Origin of the sequence: Streptomyces sp. NPDC050988 (assembly GCF_044456225.1) — a bacterium.
Lineage (GTDB): Bacteria > Actinomycetota > Actinomycetes > Streptomycetales > Streptomycetaceae > Streptomyces.
In genome coordinates this window covers 51,304-66,742 of sequence record NZ_JBITFQ010000026.1, presented here as the reverse complement: position 1 = coordinate 66,742, position 15,439 = coordinate 51,304, and the positions used below count along the sequence as shown (strand labels likewise).

10 protein-coding genes are annotated in these 15,439 nt (G+C 70.7%); 2 read left to right on the top strand and 8 right to left on the bottom strand.

Translation table 11 applies throughout. From position 1 onward, the window contains the following. Positions 1-30: 30 nt before the first annotated feature. Both ACIBEI_RS37135 and ACIBEI_RS37130 read right to left on the bottom strand, forming a co-directional pair. On the bottom strand, positions 31-2,181 hold the full coding sequence (locus ACIBEI_RS37135) for an IucA/IucC family protein (RefSeq protein WP_398894908.1): 2,151 nt from the start codon (positions 2,179-2,181) through the stop codon (positions 31-33). 242 nt (positions 2,182-2,423) lie between these two features. Next, a complete protein-coding gene (locus ACIBEI_RS37130) occupies positions 2,424-3,932 on the bottom strand; it encodes a diaminobutyrate--2-oxoglutarate transaminase family protein (RefSeq protein WP_398894906.1) in 1,509 nt (502 codons plus the stop codon). Between the two features lie 332 nt (positions 3,933-4,264). Between ACIBEI_RS37130 and ACIBEI_RS37125 the strand changes: the two genes are divergently transcribed. Then, positions 4,265-5,494: a trypsin-like serine peptidase gene (locus tag ACIBEI_RS37125; protein WP_398894905.1), complete on the top strand. Its 1,230-nt coding sequence runs from the start codon at positions 4,265-4,267 to the stop codon at positions 5,492-5,494. 277 nt (positions 5,495-5,771) lie between these two features. Then, a complete protein-coding gene (locus ACIBEI_RS37120) occupies positions 5,772-6,971 on the top strand; it encodes a trypsin-like serine peptidase (RefSeq protein WP_398894904.1) in 1,200 nt (399 codons plus the stop codon). A gap of 150 nt (positions 6,972-7,121) precedes the next feature. Here ACIBEI_RS37120 and hflX read toward each other — a convergent pair whose 3' ends face one another. From hflX to miaA, 6 genes are all read right to left on the bottom strand, one after another. Next, a complete protein-coding gene (gene hflX, locus ACIBEI_RS37115; RefSeq protein WP_398894903.1) occupies positions 7,122-8,615 on the bottom strand; it encodes a GTPase HflX in 1,494 nt (497 codons plus the stop codon). A 185-nt stretch (positions 8,616-8,800) separates the two neighbouring features. Further along, positions 8,801-10,318, bottom strand: a complete 1,518-nt coding sequence (locus ACIBEI_RS37110; protein WP_398894902.1) for a M1 family metallopeptidase — start codon at positions 10,316-10,318, stop codon at positions 8,801-8,803. A gap of 87 nt (positions 10,319-10,405) precedes the next feature. Then, complete coding sequence (locus ACIBEI_RS37105) at positions 10,406-12,547, bottom strand: RelA/SpoT family protein (RefSeq protein WP_398894900.1); 2,142 nt, start codon at positions 12,545-12,547, stop codon at positions 10,406-10,408. A 172-nt stretch (positions 12,548-12,719) separates the two neighbouring features. Next, entirely contained in the window at positions 12,720-13,589 is an 870-nt protein-coding gene (gene dapF, locus ACIBEI_RS37100; protein WP_398894898.1) for a diaminopimelate epimerase, read from the bottom strand. 106 nt (positions 13,590-13,695) lie between these two features. Beyond that, the gene (locus ACIBEI_RS37095; protein WP_398894991.1) at positions 13,696-14,217 is read right to left on the bottom strand and encodes a hypothetical protein; all 522 of its coding nucleotides are present in this window, start codon (positions 14,215-14,217) and stop codon (positions 13,696-13,698) included. Between the two features lie 108 nt (positions 14,218-14,325). Continuing rightward, positions 14,326-15,264, bottom strand: coding sequence for a tRNA (adenosine(37)-N6)-dimethylallyltransferase MiaA (miaA, locus tag ACIBEI_RS37090; protein WP_398894896.1), 939 nt, complete (start codon positions 15,262-15,264; stop codon positions 14,326-14,328). Positions 15,265-15,439 lie beyond the last annotated feature (175 nt).

The following is a 15,439-nucleotide window of genomic DNA, read 5'->3' as shown; positions in this document are numbered from 1 at the left end:
CCTCTCAGGAGACGGGGTGGGTCATGTTCCTCAGGAATGAAGGGGGTTGGCGATGGTGACGTAGACGGACTGGGTGTCGACCGGACCGACGAGTTCATCGAGGCCGTGCAGCCGGGTCAGCAGGTTGGCCTTGCAGCGCAGAACGGGTGAGTCGAGCAGCTGGGCGGGCAGGGCGGTGCGCAGCGCGGCGGGCCCCGAGGCGACATCGGCGAGGAACCGGCGGAAGGCAGCGAGCAGCAGCCGTTCGTCGGCGAGCCGCTGGGAGCCGAAGGCTCCGATGAGGCCGAGCACGTTGTTGATGCCGAGGTAGTAGGCGAAGCGTTCGTCGGTGACCTCGTCGGAGACGAAGGTGTCGCTGAGATCGCCGATGCCGGGAAGGCGCTTGTCCAGTTCCGCGCGCCGGGACTCGCGGAAGTAGTAGCCCTGGTTGTCGCGGTAGCGGCCGCCCGTAGGCCACCCTTCCTGGTCCAGCAGGAGCAGGGTGTTCTGCTGGTGGGCCTCCAGCGCGATGCCCGCCTCGCTGTCCAGCCAGAGGACGGGGCGGACGACCTGCTCCAGGTAGCGCAGGAACCACTCGGCGGCGACGGCACCGCGCGGCCGACCCGTGCGTCCGGCGAGCCGGGTGACGATCTCGGTGAGCCTGGCCCGTGTCGTGGTCCTGCTCTGCTCGGGGTGCTGCTGTCCGGTGGGCGGGGCTTGGGGCCTGGGCGAGACGAGTCCGGCGACGCAGGAGACGTCGTCCGTCGGCGTGAACGGGTTGTGGCGGATCATCACGTCGAGGCCGGGCACGGGGTTGCCGTCCGGGTCGTTCACCGCGAGCCAGGCCGGGTCCCGGACGATGTCGAAACCCGGGTGGGCCGCCTGCCACTGTTCCGCGAGGCCGCTCCGCAGCAGGCGGTGGACCTCGACACCGCGGTGGAGTTCCTTGCGGAGGTTCTCCCGCCGGGAGTTGGTGATGCGCAGGCCCAGCGACAGCTTCAGCATCGCGGGGGCGCCGGAGCGGTAGAGGGTGCGTACGGAGGAGGTGGGGTGCCACGGAGAGCCATGGGGACCGAGGTCCAGGAGCAGTCCGGCGTCCAGAAGTTTCGCCGTATCCGGGCGGTGGCGGATCTCGCGGACCTGCCAGGGGTGCATCGGCAGCGCGGAGTATCCGTCGGGCAACCGTAGTCCGGCACCGGCGAGCCGGGGCGTGAGCTGCTCTGCGGGCACCAGGCGGCCTCGCTCGGTCCAGGCCGAGTCGGTGGCGAGCGCAGAGGGGGCGACGGCCATCCAGTGCAGGGGGAAGGAGCCGCGCAACTCGGGTGAGTAGAGGCGGGTTTCGGCCGCGGAGAGTCCCTCCCGGCTCTTCGGAGTGGGATGCAGCGGGTGGCCGAGCAGCAGTGCCTGCTCGGCAGAGAGGAAGAGGTCGGGGCCGTCGGCGGGATTCTCCCTGCGGTCCGTGATGAAGACGACGGTCCGCCGTACGGAGTCGGCGACTCGGCCGACCAGGTCACCGCCGTCGGCCGAGTCGTGGGCGTGGGCGGGAGCGTGCGTGGCGTCGGAGGCGTGGGGCTCGGCAGGAGCGTGCGTGGCGTCGGAGGCGTGGGGCTCGGCAGGAGCGTGCGTGGCGTCGGAGGCGTGGGGCTCGGCAGGAGTGTGCGTGGCGACGGAGGCGTGGGGCTCGGCAGGGCCGTCCGTCGCTTCCGAGTCGATTGGCGCGGTGGGAGTGTCCGGGGCGGTGAGGGCGGTGGGCTGGGTGGGAGCCCCGGTCGTCGGGGTCTCGCGTCCCAGGAGGGCCGCGAGGGTGACCGCGTCTGTGGGAGGTGCCTGATCCGGGGCGTCGGAGAGGTAGGGAGGGCCGAGGCGGTGCCATCCCGTGGGGGACCAGTAGTGGACGGGAACGACGAGCGCTGTGCCGCTCGCGGGAAGGGGGATGCGGAGGGTGCCGTCGTCGGGGGCGGCGAGGTCGTGCTCGCGTACCCAGCAGCGCAGCAGGTTCTCGATGGCGGCGGCCTGGGCCGCGGTGTGGGGGTCGGGGTGTTCCAGCAGGTCGGTGGTGGCGCCGCGCAGCCGTTCGGACTCCTGGGATCCGGTCTTCTGCCTGGGGACCGATTCGGCCCCCGACCCGAGCGGGGCCTGTGTGCCGCGCCCTCCTCGCTCGTGGGTGTAGGGGTGGCCGTCGGGTGCGGGGATGGCGTTCAAGAGGCTTCCTCGGGGGTGGTTCAGGTTCGTGCGACGACGAACCGGGGGTGTTCCGGCGTGCGTTGGACCCGTGCGATTCCTGGTTGATGCGGGTGCGAGTGCGGGTGTCGTCCGGTTTCAGGGGTGCGGGATTGGATTCGGGGGTGCGGGGTGGAGGAGGCAGTTCCGGTCGTGCCTCGCGGGTGGCACCGGAGGACGACGTCTCCGGGGCCCCACTGCCGAGCCATCCAGTGGGCCGGCTGCTATCCGGATCGCTCGCCCCGTTGGGTGTGCTCGGTGCCTTGGGCGTGCCCGACCTTCCGGGCGCCCCCGGTCGCCGTACGCCGGGGGCTCTCGGACGCCGAGCCGGTGTGTGCCTTGGCGACCTCCGCCACCGCGTCCGCCAGCCGGTTGAGGACCGCGCTTGCCTGTTCGTCGCTGATCGTGAGCGGTGGCAGCAGGCGCACCACGCTGGAGTTCCGTCCGCCGAGTTCCACGATCAGCCCGCGGCGCAGGCACTCACGCTGGACGGCGGCCGCCAGTTCAGGGGCCGCGGGAGGCGGTCCGCCGGGGGACGGCGGCGGCTTCTCGGGGTCCACGAGTTCGACGCCGATCATCAGCCCGCGGCCGCGCACGTCTCCGACGCAGCCGAAGTCGTCGGCAAGGCTCTGGAGTTGAGCGATCATGCGGGTGCCCAGAGCCGCCGCTCGCTCGGCGAGGCCGTTCTCACGGACGTACGCAAGGGTCGCGGCGCCAGCGGCCATGGCGAGCTGGTTGCCGCGGAACGTGCCCGCGTGGGCGCCCGGTTCCCACACGTCGAGGCCCTCGCGGTAGACGACGACCGCCAGTGGCAGGCTGCCGCCGATGGCCTTGGAGAGGACCATCACGTCGGGTGTGATGCCGCTGTGCTCCACCGCCCAGAAGGCACCGGTACGCCCGACCCCCGTCTGGATCTCGTCGGCGATCAGCGGGATGGAACGCTCCGAGGTGATCTCCCGCATCCGCCGCATCCAGTCGTCGCGGGCAGGAATCACTCCGCCCTCGCCCTGCACCGGTTCCAGGATCATCCCGGCGGGGCTCGGCACCCCGGACTTGGTGTCGTCGAGGATGGACTCGGTCCAGCGCGCGGCAAGTTCGGCACCCGGCTCGCCGCCGACGCCGAACGGACAGCGGTAGTCCTGCGGAAACGGCAGGCGCGCGACCCGTACGTCGGGCGCGCCCCCGGATGCCGCGAGCGCCCCCGCGGTCATGCCGTGGTACGCGCCGGCGAAGGCGAGAATCCCGCTGCGACCGGTCGCGGCGCGCACCAGCTTCAGGGCGGCCTCAACGGCGTCCGTACCGGCGGGCCCGCAGAACTGCACGCGCGCGTGGTCGGCGAGACCGGGCGGCAGCGTGCGGAACAGTTCGGTGGTGAAGGCGTCCTTGACGGGTGTGGCCAGGTCGAGGACCTGCAACGGCGCCCCGGAGTCGAGGACCTTCCTGATGGCTTCCAGGACGACCGGGTGGTTGTGACCGAGGGCCAGTGTCCCGGCGCCCGAGAGGCAGTCGAGGTAGCGGTTCCCGTCGGCTCCCTCGATCGTCAGGCCTCGCGCGCGGACGGGGACGATCGGAAGGGCTCGTGCGTAGGTGCGCGCCGCGGATTCGCGCGCTGCCTGGCGCCGCAGGATCCCCTCATGCGCCGCGCGCGCCCCGCCGTTCTCCTGTGTCGCGCGCGCCCCCGCGGCCTCGGGCATCGCGGGCGCCGTCTCGGGCGCAGACTCGGTCACAGCCACGTCTGTCGGTCCTCCCGCTGTCCAGAAGAGGCGAGTTGCTCGGCCGCCCGGTGGGAGGCGACGGGGAATGAACGCAGCCGGAACGTCCCCCGTACGTACCAACGACGAGGACCGCGAGGGGCAACGGTGGGGCGAAGATCCCTGCCGTGACGGAACCGTTGCGGTTCCGTCGGAAGTCCCCCACAGCAACGGCATAGTCTGTGGTGCCGTTCAGCGAATCCCCGCTGATCAGCACCCACGGTCCACGTCGGACACATCCGGGTCACCGGGTCCGTACGAAGTCCCATGTGGCAGCACAGAGTTGTTCGTTCACCTCCAGGGGGAGTCACACCATGCGACCCATACGCCCGCTCTTCGCCGCCCGTCGAGGGAGGAGCTCGCGCCGCAGAACCTCCCCCATGCTGGCCGCGGTCGGACTGGCCACCGCGCTGGCGCTGACCGCCACCGCCTGCGGTTCGGAAGAGGACACCAACGCGGGCACGGAGGCGTCGGCGTCCGCAGCGGGCGACGGCAAGATCAAGATCCCGGACAACATCAAGGACAGGCTCAAAGAGCACGGGATCGACATCGACCAGTGGAAGGGCGGCGCCTGGAAGAACTGGGACAAGGACGACTGGCTGCGCGAGGCCGGGGACTACATCAACCCGATCATCAAGGATCTGTGGGACCCGGACCGCATGCGCGAGGCCGAGGACCCGGACCAGGGCAAGGGCGTCGACGAGAACGACCTCTCGGGTGACCAGGGCGTGACCGACCCGGAGCCGGCGCCCGTGGAGGCGAAGGCCGTCCCGGCGGCGTACCACGAGAACGCCCCCGAGGCGGGCAAGGTGTTCTTCGACTCCCCCGAGGGCACGATGGTCTGCTCGGCGACCGTGGTCGAGGACCCGGCCAACCCCGGCAAGTCCAACCTCGTGTGGACCGCGGGCCACTGTGTGCACGCGGGCAAGAAGGGCGGCTGGTACCGCAACATCGCCTTCGTACCCTCGTACAACAACGACGCCATGTCGGCGGCGGAGCTCGCGACGGCCACCAAGGAAGAGGTCGCTCCGTACGGTCTCTGGTGGGCCGACTGGGCCCAGACCTCGGACCAGTGGATCGAGCAGGGTGGCGCGACGGGCGGCGACGGTGCCTCGTACGACTTCGCGGTCATCCATGTGACGCCGGAGAAGGGCAGCGGGGGCAAGTCCCTTGAGGAGACCGTCGGTTCGGCGCTCCCGGTGGACTTCAACGCTCCGGCCGTGTCGGAGGTCGGGGACATCACCGCGACCGGCTACCCGGCGGCGAAGCCGTTCGACGGGGAGACCATGTTCCAGTGCGCGGACAAGCCTGGCCGGCTCTCGATCGCGCAGTCCGAGCCGACGATGTACCGCATCGGCTGCACCATGACCGGCGGTTCGTCGGGCGGCGGCTGGGTCGCGGCGGGTTCGGACGGCAAGCCGGCGCTGGTGTCCAACACCTCGATCGGCCCGGTGACCGCGGGCTGGCTCGCGGGACCGCACCTGGGCACGGAGGCCAAGGGGATCTACGACGCGGTGAGCAAGAAGTTCGCGGCGCAGCAGTAGCGACGCGGCAGTAGCAGCGCAGCGGTAGCGGCGCGGCAGTAGCAGCGCAGTCGCAGCCGTACAGCGGTAGCGGCACAGGAACGGACGGCGGCAGGGTGGGCCTCACGGAAACCTTCACCGCTCGGCCGCCGTTCGTCCCTGACTCCCCGGGCATAGTGGGGTGTCGCGGTGACATGGGCTCCGCGGAGAGCCTTCTTCGCGCTCTTCGCGCTCTTCGCGCTCTTCGCGCCTGACCCGCAGACGAAAGCTGCACGTTCAATCGGGGGTAAACAACATCATGCGTTCCACACGTCCGTCCTTCTCGGGGATGCGCGGGCGACGCCGCGTCCTCGCCGCCGCCGGGCTTGCAGCGGCTCTGACGCTCACCGCCACCGCCTGCGAGTCGGGCGACGACAACGCCGCCGACAAGCCGGCCGCCACCGGCTCCGGGTCCTCGGGCGGCGACAAGATCGAGATTCCGGCCGACATCGCCGACAGGCTCAAGGAGCATGGCATCGATGTCGACGACTGGAAGGACGGCGAATGGAAGAACTGGGACAAGGACAAGTGGCTCACTGAGGCGGAGGACTTCGTCAACCCGGTGATCGAGGGCCTCTGGAAGCCCGAGCGGATGAAGTCCGCCAAGGACCCGGACAAGACGATCTCCGCGAAGGACGCCTCGGCCGACCAGGGCGTGAGCGACCCGGCGCCGGCACCGGTCACCGCGACGCGGGAAGAGACCCCGTACCACGACAACGCCGCCCCGGTCGGGAAGGTCTTCTTCGACTCCCCCGAGGGCTCGATGGTCTGCTCCGGCACGGTCGTCAAGGACCCGCGCAACCCGGGGAAGTCCAACCTCGTGTGGACCGCCGGCCACTGTGTCCACGCGGGCGGTGGCGGCGGCTGGTACCGCAACATCGCCTTCGTGCCCGCCTACAACGACCTCGGCAAGTCCGAGGCCGAGCTGGCCAACGCGACACAGCAGGAGATCTCACCGTACGGCCAGTACTGGGCTGACTGGGCGTCCACATCGAACGAGTGGATCCAGGGCGGCTCGGAGTCGGGCGGCGAGGGTGCCGCGTACGACTACGCCGTACTGCACGTGAAGCCGGAGTCGGGCTCCAAGTCCCTTGAGGAGACCGTCGGTACGGCGCTGGACGTGGACTTCTCCACCCCCGCCGCGGCGGACGCGGGCACGATGGGCGCCTGGGGTTACCCGGCGGCGCCTCCGTACAGCGGTCTGATCATGCACAAGTGCGTCGACCGGCCGGGCAGGCTCTCGCTCAGCCCGAGCCTGCCGACGATGTACCGCATCGGCTGCACCATGACCGGCGGTTCGTCGGGGGGCGGCTGGTTCCGGGTCGTCGACGGCAAGACCGTGCTCGTCTCGAACACCTCGATCGGCCCGACCGACAACACCTGGCTCGCGGGACCGCAGCTGGGCCAGGGAGCCAAGACGCTCTTCGACAGCATGAGCAAGGAGTACGGCGACAAGTAGGCGCCCGTACGCACGCCGGGCCGCAGCTGTGGGTGCGGCTGGCCCTGTCGCCCCGCGCCACGCCCACAGCATTCGCGCCACGCATACGGCGAAGGCTCGCCCCCTGCCAGAGGGGGCGAGCCTTCGCCGTTTTCGATGAGAGCAGACAGATCAGACAGCCGGCACCGGAACGTACGCCGCCAGTTCCGCGGCAAGTTCCTCGTGCACCCGCACCTTCAGCAGGGTGCCCTCCGGGGTGTGCTCCTCGGAGATCACCTCGCCCTCGGAGTGGGCGCGCGCGACCAGCCGGCCGAGCGTGTACGGGACGAGCACCTCGATCTCGACCGAGGGGTGCGGCAGTTCGATGTCGATGAGCGCGAGCAGCTCGGCGATCCCCTGGCCCGTACGGGCCGAGACGGCGATGGACCGCTTCTCGTTCCGCATGAGCCGCTGGAGCACCAACGGGTCGGCCGCGTCCGCCTTGTTGATCACCACGATCTCGGGCACCTTGGTGGCGCCCACGTCGCGGACGACCTCGCGCACGGCGGCCAGCTGCTCCTCCGGCGCCGGGTGCGAACCGTCCACCACGTGCAGGATCAGGTCGGCGTCCCCGACCTCCTCCATGGTGGAGCGGAACGCCTCGACGAGGTGATGCGGCAGGTGCCGGACGAATCCGACGGTGTCCGCGAGTGTGTAGATCCGCCCGCTGGGCGTCTCGGCACGGCGGACGGTCGGGTCGAGGGTGGCGAACAGCTCGTTCTGCACCAGCACGCCCGCGCCCGTGAGGCGGTTGAGCAGCGAGGACTTGCCGGCGTTGGTGTAGCCGGCGATCGCCACCGAGGGCACCTTGTTGCGACGGCGCTCCTGGCGCTTGATCTCGCGGCCGGTCTTCATGTCCGCGATCTCCCGGCGCATCTTCGCCATCTTCTCGCGGATACGGCGCCGGTCGGTCTCGATCTTGGTCTCACCGGGACCACGGGTGGCGAGGCCGCCGCCCTTGCCGCCGCCCATCTGACGGGACAGCGACTGACCCCAGCCTCGCAGCCTCGGCAGCATGTACTGCATCTGCGCGAGCGCGACCTGCGCCTTGCCCTCTCGGGACTTGGCATGCTGGGCGAAGATGTCGAGGATCAGGGCCGTACGGTCGATGACCTTGACCTTGACGACGTCTTCGAGGTGGATCAGCTGGCCCGGCGAGAGCTCTCCGTCACAGATGACGGTGTCCGCGCCGGTCTCCAGCACGATGTCCCGCAGCTCGTGGGCCTTGCCGGAGCCGATGTAGGTGGCCGCGTCGGGCTTGTCGCGGCGCTGGATGACGCCGTCGAGCACGAGCGCGCCCGCCGTCTCGGCGAGGGCTGCCAGCTCCGCGAGGGAGTTCTCAGAATCGGTCGCGGTCCCGGAGGTCCACACACCGACGAGCACCACGCGCTCCAGGCGGAGCTGTCGGTACTCGACCTCGGTGACGTCCTCGAGCTCGGTGGAGAGGCCCGCGACGCGGCGCAGTGCCGCACGCTCGGAGCGGTCGAACTGGTCGCCGTCCCGGTCTCCGTCGACCTCGTGGCTCCAGGCGACGTCCTCTTCCATCAGGGCATCGGCCCGAAGACCGTCGGGGTAGTTCTGCGCGAAGCTCTGCGTGTCCTGGGAAGGGGAAGAAGAGGAGGTCATTGGGTCCTTACGTCGATGGGGATACCTGTGGCACGACGGACTTCCGTCCGACATCCACGACAACGTCCGGGGCCGCCGGGAGATTCCCGTCCGGATTCCGGAGGGCCGTGCCGCCGACCCGGAGTGGCGTCGACGTGAAGATGTTCGCACGGCACGGCCCGTCTCGTCACCGAGTTTTCTCGGGGCTATCGCTTGGGCTTGGCGGGCTTCTCGACGGGCTTGTCGCTGCGCCAGTCGGGGTGGCCCGGCATGGGCGGGGTCTTCTCCCCGTAGAGCCATGCCTCGAAGAAGCCGCTCAGATCACGGGCCGCGATGCCCGAGGCGAGGCGTGTGAAGTCCGCGGTGTCCGCGACCCCGTCGTGGTGGACGCTCACCCAGGTCCGCTCCAACTGCTCGAAGGAACGGCGGCCGATCTCCTCGCGGAGCGCGTACAGGACCAGGGCGCTGCCGTCGTAGACGTTCGGGCGGAAGATGCTGAGCTTCTCGCCGGGAGCGGCCCCCTTGGGCGCGGCGGGCGGGCCTCCCGTGGCGCGCCAGGTGTCGGAGGCCCGGTAGGCGGCACGCATCCGTGCCTCCATGGGCCTGTCGGCCTTCTCCTCGGCGTAGAGGGCCTCGTACCAGGTGGCGTGTCCTTCGTTGAGCCACAGGTCGGACCAGGTGCGCGGGGAGACGCTGTCGCCGAACCACTGGTGCGCCAGTTCGTGCACCATGATCGCCTCGACGTACCACTTCGGGTACTCGGGCCGTGTGAACAGTTCCTTCTCGAAGAGGGAGAGCGTCTGTGTCTCCAGTTCGAACCCGGTGCGGGCCTCGGCGATCAGCAGCCCGTACGTCTCGAAGGGGTAGTCGCCGACCTTCTGCTGCATCCAGTCGATCTGGTCGGGTGTCTTCTTGAGCCACGGTTCCAGCGCCTCGCGGTCCTTGGTGGGCACCACGTCGCGTACGGGCAGACCGTCCGGCCCGCTCCGGTGCAGCACGGAGGAGCGGCCGATGGAGACCTGTGCCAGCTCGGTGGCCATGGTGTGCTCGGTCCGGTACGTCCAGGTGGTCGAGGCGGCGCGGCGGTTCACACCGAGGGGCAGCCCGTTGGCGACGGCCGTGTAGCCGTTGGGCGCGGTGACCCGGATGGTGAACAGGGCCTTGTCCGAGGGGTGGTCGTTGCTCGGGAACACCCGGTGGCCGGCGTCGGCCTGGTTGGCCATCGCGAGGCCGTCCTCGGTCCGCACCCAGCCGCTGTCCTGGTCCTTGGTCGACACGGGGTTGCTGTCGTGGTGCACGGTGATCCGCATCCGGACGCCGGGCAGCAGCGGCTCCGCGGGCGTGACCACCAGGTCCTCCCCGGAGCTCCGGAAATCCGCGGGCTCGCCGTTGACCTCGACGGATCGCACCGTTCCGTGCGAGTAGTCAAGATTGACCTGCTCCAGCCAGTCTGTCGTCCTGGCCACGATCGTGGTGACGGACGGCAGCGGCTTGGTGTTGCTGCCGGGATAGGTGAAGGAGAGGTCGTACGACGTGACGTCGTACCCGGGGTTGCCCAGGTGCGGGAAGAGCCGGTCGCCGATGCCGAGCGGGGGCGGGGCGGGGGCGCTCGCGGCGATGAGGCAGACGGAGGCGGCGGAGGCGAGGAACGCCGTGCGGAGCCGTCGGGGGGCCTTCTGGCGTGGGGTCCCGGCACGGGGAGTGGTCCTGGGGGTGCGCAGCATGGACCACGGCTATCAGCGACCGCCCGCCCTTCGGCGACGACTCGCGCCGAGCCCACCCGAACGGGCGCTTTTCGCCGAGTCGCCGCTCTACGGAGTCGTCGTCTGGTGCTGTGCGCGGCCCACGTCGAAGACACCCGGGACGTTGCGCATCGCCCGCATCAGCACGGGAAGGTGGGCGGCGTCCGGGAGTTGGAGCGTGTAGGTGTGGCGCACGCGCTGCTGGCTGGGCGGTTCGACGGTCGCCGAGACGATGTCGACGCCTTCCAGGGCGATGGCCTCGGTGAGGTCGGCGAGCAGGTGGGGCCGGCCGAAGGACTCGACGAAGAGGGTGACGCGGCACTGCGCGGTGTCGCCCCAGCGCACTCCGACCTCCGTGCGCCCGAGATCCTTCATGCGGGTCACGCCCGCGCACTCGACGCGGTGCACGGTCACCACTCCGCCGCGTACGGCGAAGCCGGTGATGTCGTCGGGCGGCACGGGCGTACAACAGCCCGCGAGGCGTACGGTCGCGCCGGGCTGGTCGACGACGACGTCCGCGGCGGCCGGGCGCGCGGCGGGCGCGTCCGCAGACGGACGGCGGGTCGTGGCGGGGGCCTCGGGCGGTGTCGCGGGTGACGGGTGGGCGGCCAGCCAGCGGGTGATGGCGATCCGCGCGACGGGCGTGTGCGCGTGCTCCAGCCACTCCCTGGAGGGCTCGGAGGCCGGGTCCTGGCCCATGAGCAGTTGCACGGTGTCGCCGTCACTCAGGACCGTACTGAGCCTCACCAGGCGGCCGTTGACGCGCGCGCCGATGCAGGCGTGCGCGTCCTCGCCGTACTGGGCGTACGCGGCGTCGACGCAACTGGCGCCCGCGGGCAGCCCGAGCGTGCCGCCGTCGGGCCGGTAGACGGTGATCTCCCGGTCCTGGGCGAGGTCCTCGCGGAGCGTCGACCAGAACGTGTCGGGGTCGGGGGCCGCCTCCTGCCAGTCGAGGAGGCGGGAGAGCCAGCCGGGACGGGTCGGGTCGGCGCGCTCGCCGTCCACCGCGTCGCCTGAGCGTGAGCCGTCGCCGTCCGTCTGCTCCTCCGAAGGAGGAGCGTAGGGATTGCCGAGCGCGATGACGCCGGCCTCGGCGACGTTGTGCATCTGGTGCGTACGGATGAGGACTTCGGCGACCTGGCCGTCGGTGCGGGCGACCGCGGTGTGCAGCGACTGGTACAGGTTGAACTTGGGGACGGCGATGAAGTCCTTGAACTCCGAGACCACGGGCGTGAGACAGGTGTGCAGTTCGCCGAGGACCCCGTAGCAGTCGGCGTCCTCGTTCACGAGCACCAGGAGGCGTCCGAAGTCGGAGCCGCGCAGTTCGCCGCGCTTGCGCGAGACGCGGTGCACGGAGACGAAGTGCCGTGGCCGGATGAGGACTTCGGCCTGCAGCCCGGCCTCGCGCAGGACCACCCGCACCTCTTCGGCGATCTCGTCGAGGGGATCGTCGGCGCGCGAGGCGTTGTTGACGATGAGTTCGCGTGTGTGGGCGTACTCCTCGGGGTGCAGGATCGCGAAGACGAGGTCCTCCAGCTCGGTCTTCAGTGCCTGCACGCCCAGGCGTTCGGCGAGCGGGATCAGCACGTCCCTCGTCACCTTGGCGATGCGCGCCTGTTTCTCGGGGCGCATCACACCGAGGGTGCGCATGTTGTGCAGCCGGTCGGCGAGCTTGATCGACATCACGCGTACGTCGCTGCCGGTGGCGACGAGCATCTTGCGGAACGTCTCGGGCTCGGCGGCCGCTCCGTAGTCGACCTTCTCCAGCTTCGTCACGCCGTCGACGAGGTAGCGGACCTCCTCGCCGAACTCCTCACGCACCTGATCGAGCGTCACTTCCGTGTCCTCGACGGTGTCGTGGAGCAGAGACGCCGTCAAAGTCGTGGTCTCCGCGCCGAGTTCGGCGAGGATCAAGGTCACGGCAAGCGGGTGCGTGATGTACGGCTCGCCGCTCTTGCGCATCTGGCCGCGGTGCGAGGACTCGGCGAGGACGTACGCGCGGCGCAGCGGGTCCAGGTCGGCGTCGGGATGGTGGGCACGATGAGCCTCGGCCACGTGACCGATCGCGTCGGGCAGCCGGCCGCGGACTGTGGGCCCCAGGAGAGCGGCCCGGCCGAGGCGTCGCAGGTCGATCCGGGGGCGGCTTCTCCTGCGCTGTGCCCCGGGCGTCATGGGGCCGGGCGTCGCGGGGTTCGTGGCCTCCGCACTCATGGGCACCTCCGGCTGCGTGGACCGGCGGACGGGGTGCCCCATGGCGTACTGCGCGGCTCTGGGGATGGCGTCGTTCCCCCGTCCGGGCCGGTGCTTGATGCTACCGAGCCCACCACGCCCGGCTGACCGCCTCTCGCCGAGCGTGAAACGGATCACCCATTCGAGCGAAGGTTCAGGGGGTCACGGTTTCGAGCCATCCGGCGTCGATCTCACCCTCTGCGACGATCACCGCGGGCCCGGTCATCTCGATCTCGCCGTCGGGCCGCTCGGTGATCACCAGGCGCCCGCCGGGCACATCGACCGTGTACGTCGCCGGTGTGCCGGTCACCGCGGGGTCGGCGCCGTCCCTGCGCGCCGTCGCCACGGCCACGGCGCACGCGCCCGTGCCGCACGAGCGGGTCTCGCCGGAGCCGCGCTCGTGGACACGCAGAGCGACGTGACGAAGACCACGGTCGACGACGAACTCAACGTTCACGCCGTCCGGGTACGCGGAGGCGGGGCTGAACGGCGGCGCGGTGTAGAGATCTCCGGCGTGGTCGAGGTCCTCCACGAAGGCGACGGCGTGGGGGTTGCCCATGTTGACGTTGCGCGCGGGCCAGCTGCGGTCGCCGACGCTCACGGTGACGTCCACTTCGGGGAGGAGCGCCTTGCCCATGCCGACGGTGATGTCGCCCTCCTTGGCGATGTGCACCGTCTTGACGCCTCCGCGCGTGGCGACGGCGATATCACCTTCGGCCACATGTCCGGCGCGCTGGAGGTAGTGGGCGAACACACGCACTCCGTTGCCGCACATCTCCGCGATCGAGCCGTCGCCGTTGCGGTAGTCCATGAACCATTCCGCTTCGGCCGCCATCGCCTGTGCCTCGGGGTGCGCGGCGGACCGCACGACGTGCAGCAGACCGTCCCCGCCGATGCCCGCGCGGCGGTCGCACAGGGCGGCGACGGCGGACGGGGGCAGGTCGATGACGTTCTCGGGGTCGGGGATGATCACGAAGTCGTTCTCGGTCCCGTGCCCCTTGAGGAAGGCGATCCGCGTGCTCATTCCTCGATCGTAAGGGGTCGGTACGACAACCCGGCCGTGCGGTCCGGCAGCCGGACCACACCGGGCCTCGGGCAGGACCGCACACGCAGGGCAGGCCCCAGGGGGCTCAGCGCAGCCGGGCCACGCGCCACACGGCGAGCACCACGACCGCGGCGACGACCACGGCGTACGCGATGGCGACCCGCCAGTCCGGGCGACGGCCGGAACCGCGCTGCGGGAGGCCGGGCCACGTGTAACCCACGCGGCGGGCGGCCATCATGCCCCAGCCGGCGGCACAGGAGCAGATCAGCAGGCCGAGCATGGCGATCATGGCCCCGCTGTCGCCGAAGTCGAAGGCGAGCGGGAAGGCGAACATCAGGGAGCCGAGCGCGGCGAGGCCCACGATGGGTGCGAGCTGCCAGATACGCATGCGGCGCTGCGGGCGAAGCTCGACCTCGACCTCGGGCCCCGGGAACATCTCGTCGGGTTCGGGACCGTCGGCGGTGACCCCGCCGGCGATCTCGTCGGGCCCGTCCGGGCTCAGTAGGTCCTCATCGAGGTCCTGCTGCTCCTGTGCGGTGTCGTGTACCCCGCCGGTGGCGGTGCCTTGTTCCGCGCCTTGTGCGGTGTCGCGAGGGCCGGCCTCCATCGCCACGCGCCCTCCCAACTCGGACTCCACTTGGTCGATCGAAGCTCGATGATGGCACGGCCTCGGAGACCGGGATGACGGCCGGAGCGTCCCGATGCCAGGACGTGATCAGGCTGTGACCGGTCGTTCGACCAACGCCAGCGCGAGCTGCGGAAGTTCTGTGAGATCCGCCGCAGCCCCACTCAGCCAATGCACCCGTGGATCGCGTCTGAACCAGGAATCCTGACGGCGCGCGAAGCGCTTGGTGGCACGTACGGTCTCGGCACGCGCCTCGCCCTCCGTGCACTCCCCGGAGAGCGCCGCGAGCACCTGCTGGTAGCCGAGGGCACGCGACGCCGTACGCCCCTGGCGCAACCCTTGCGCCTCCAGTGCGCGCACTTCCTCGACGAGGCCGGCCTCCCACATGCGGTCCACCCGCAGGGCGATGCGGTCGTCGAGCTCGGGGCGCGTGACGTCGACGCCGATCTGCACGGTGTCGTAGACGGAGTCGTGGCCGGGGAGGTTGGCGGTGAAGGGCTTGCCGGTGATCTCGATGACCTCCAGGGCCCGGACGATCCGGCGGCCGTTGCTGGGCAGGATCGCGTGGGCGGCCTCGGGGTCGGCGACGGCCAGCCGGGCGTGCAGGGCGCCGGAGCCACGCAGGGTGAGCTCCTCCTCCAGGCGGGCCCGGACCTCGGGGTCGGTACCGGGGAACTCCAGGTTGTCGACGGCTCCCCGGACGTACAGCCCGGAGCCGCCGACGAGGATCGGCCAGCGGCCCGCGGTGAGAAGTGCGTCGATGCGGTCGCGCGCGAGGCGCTGGTACTCGGCGACGCTCGCCGTGACCGTCACGTCCCAGATGTCCAGGAGGTGGTGCGGGATGCCGCCCCGTTCCTCGGGCGTCAGCTTGGCGGTACCGACATCCATCCCCCGGTAGAGCTGCATCGAGTCGGCGTTGACGACCTCGCCGCCGAGGCGCTGGGCCAGATGGACGCCGAGATCGGACTTTCCCGCCGCGGTGGGACCGACGACGGCGATGACCCGCGGGGCGGGGGCAGGACTACTCACCGCAACAGTCTCGCAAACCTCGGGGCGTCTTCTCGAACGAGCTACGTGACGGCGCGGGGCCGGGGTCGTTGCCTGTTGCGAGGTTCCAGCCGCCGGTCGTGAGGGCCGGTGACCCGGGCGACGCAATGGGACGCACCGGGCAACGCGGAATTTCGCCCACATGAGTAGAGTATGG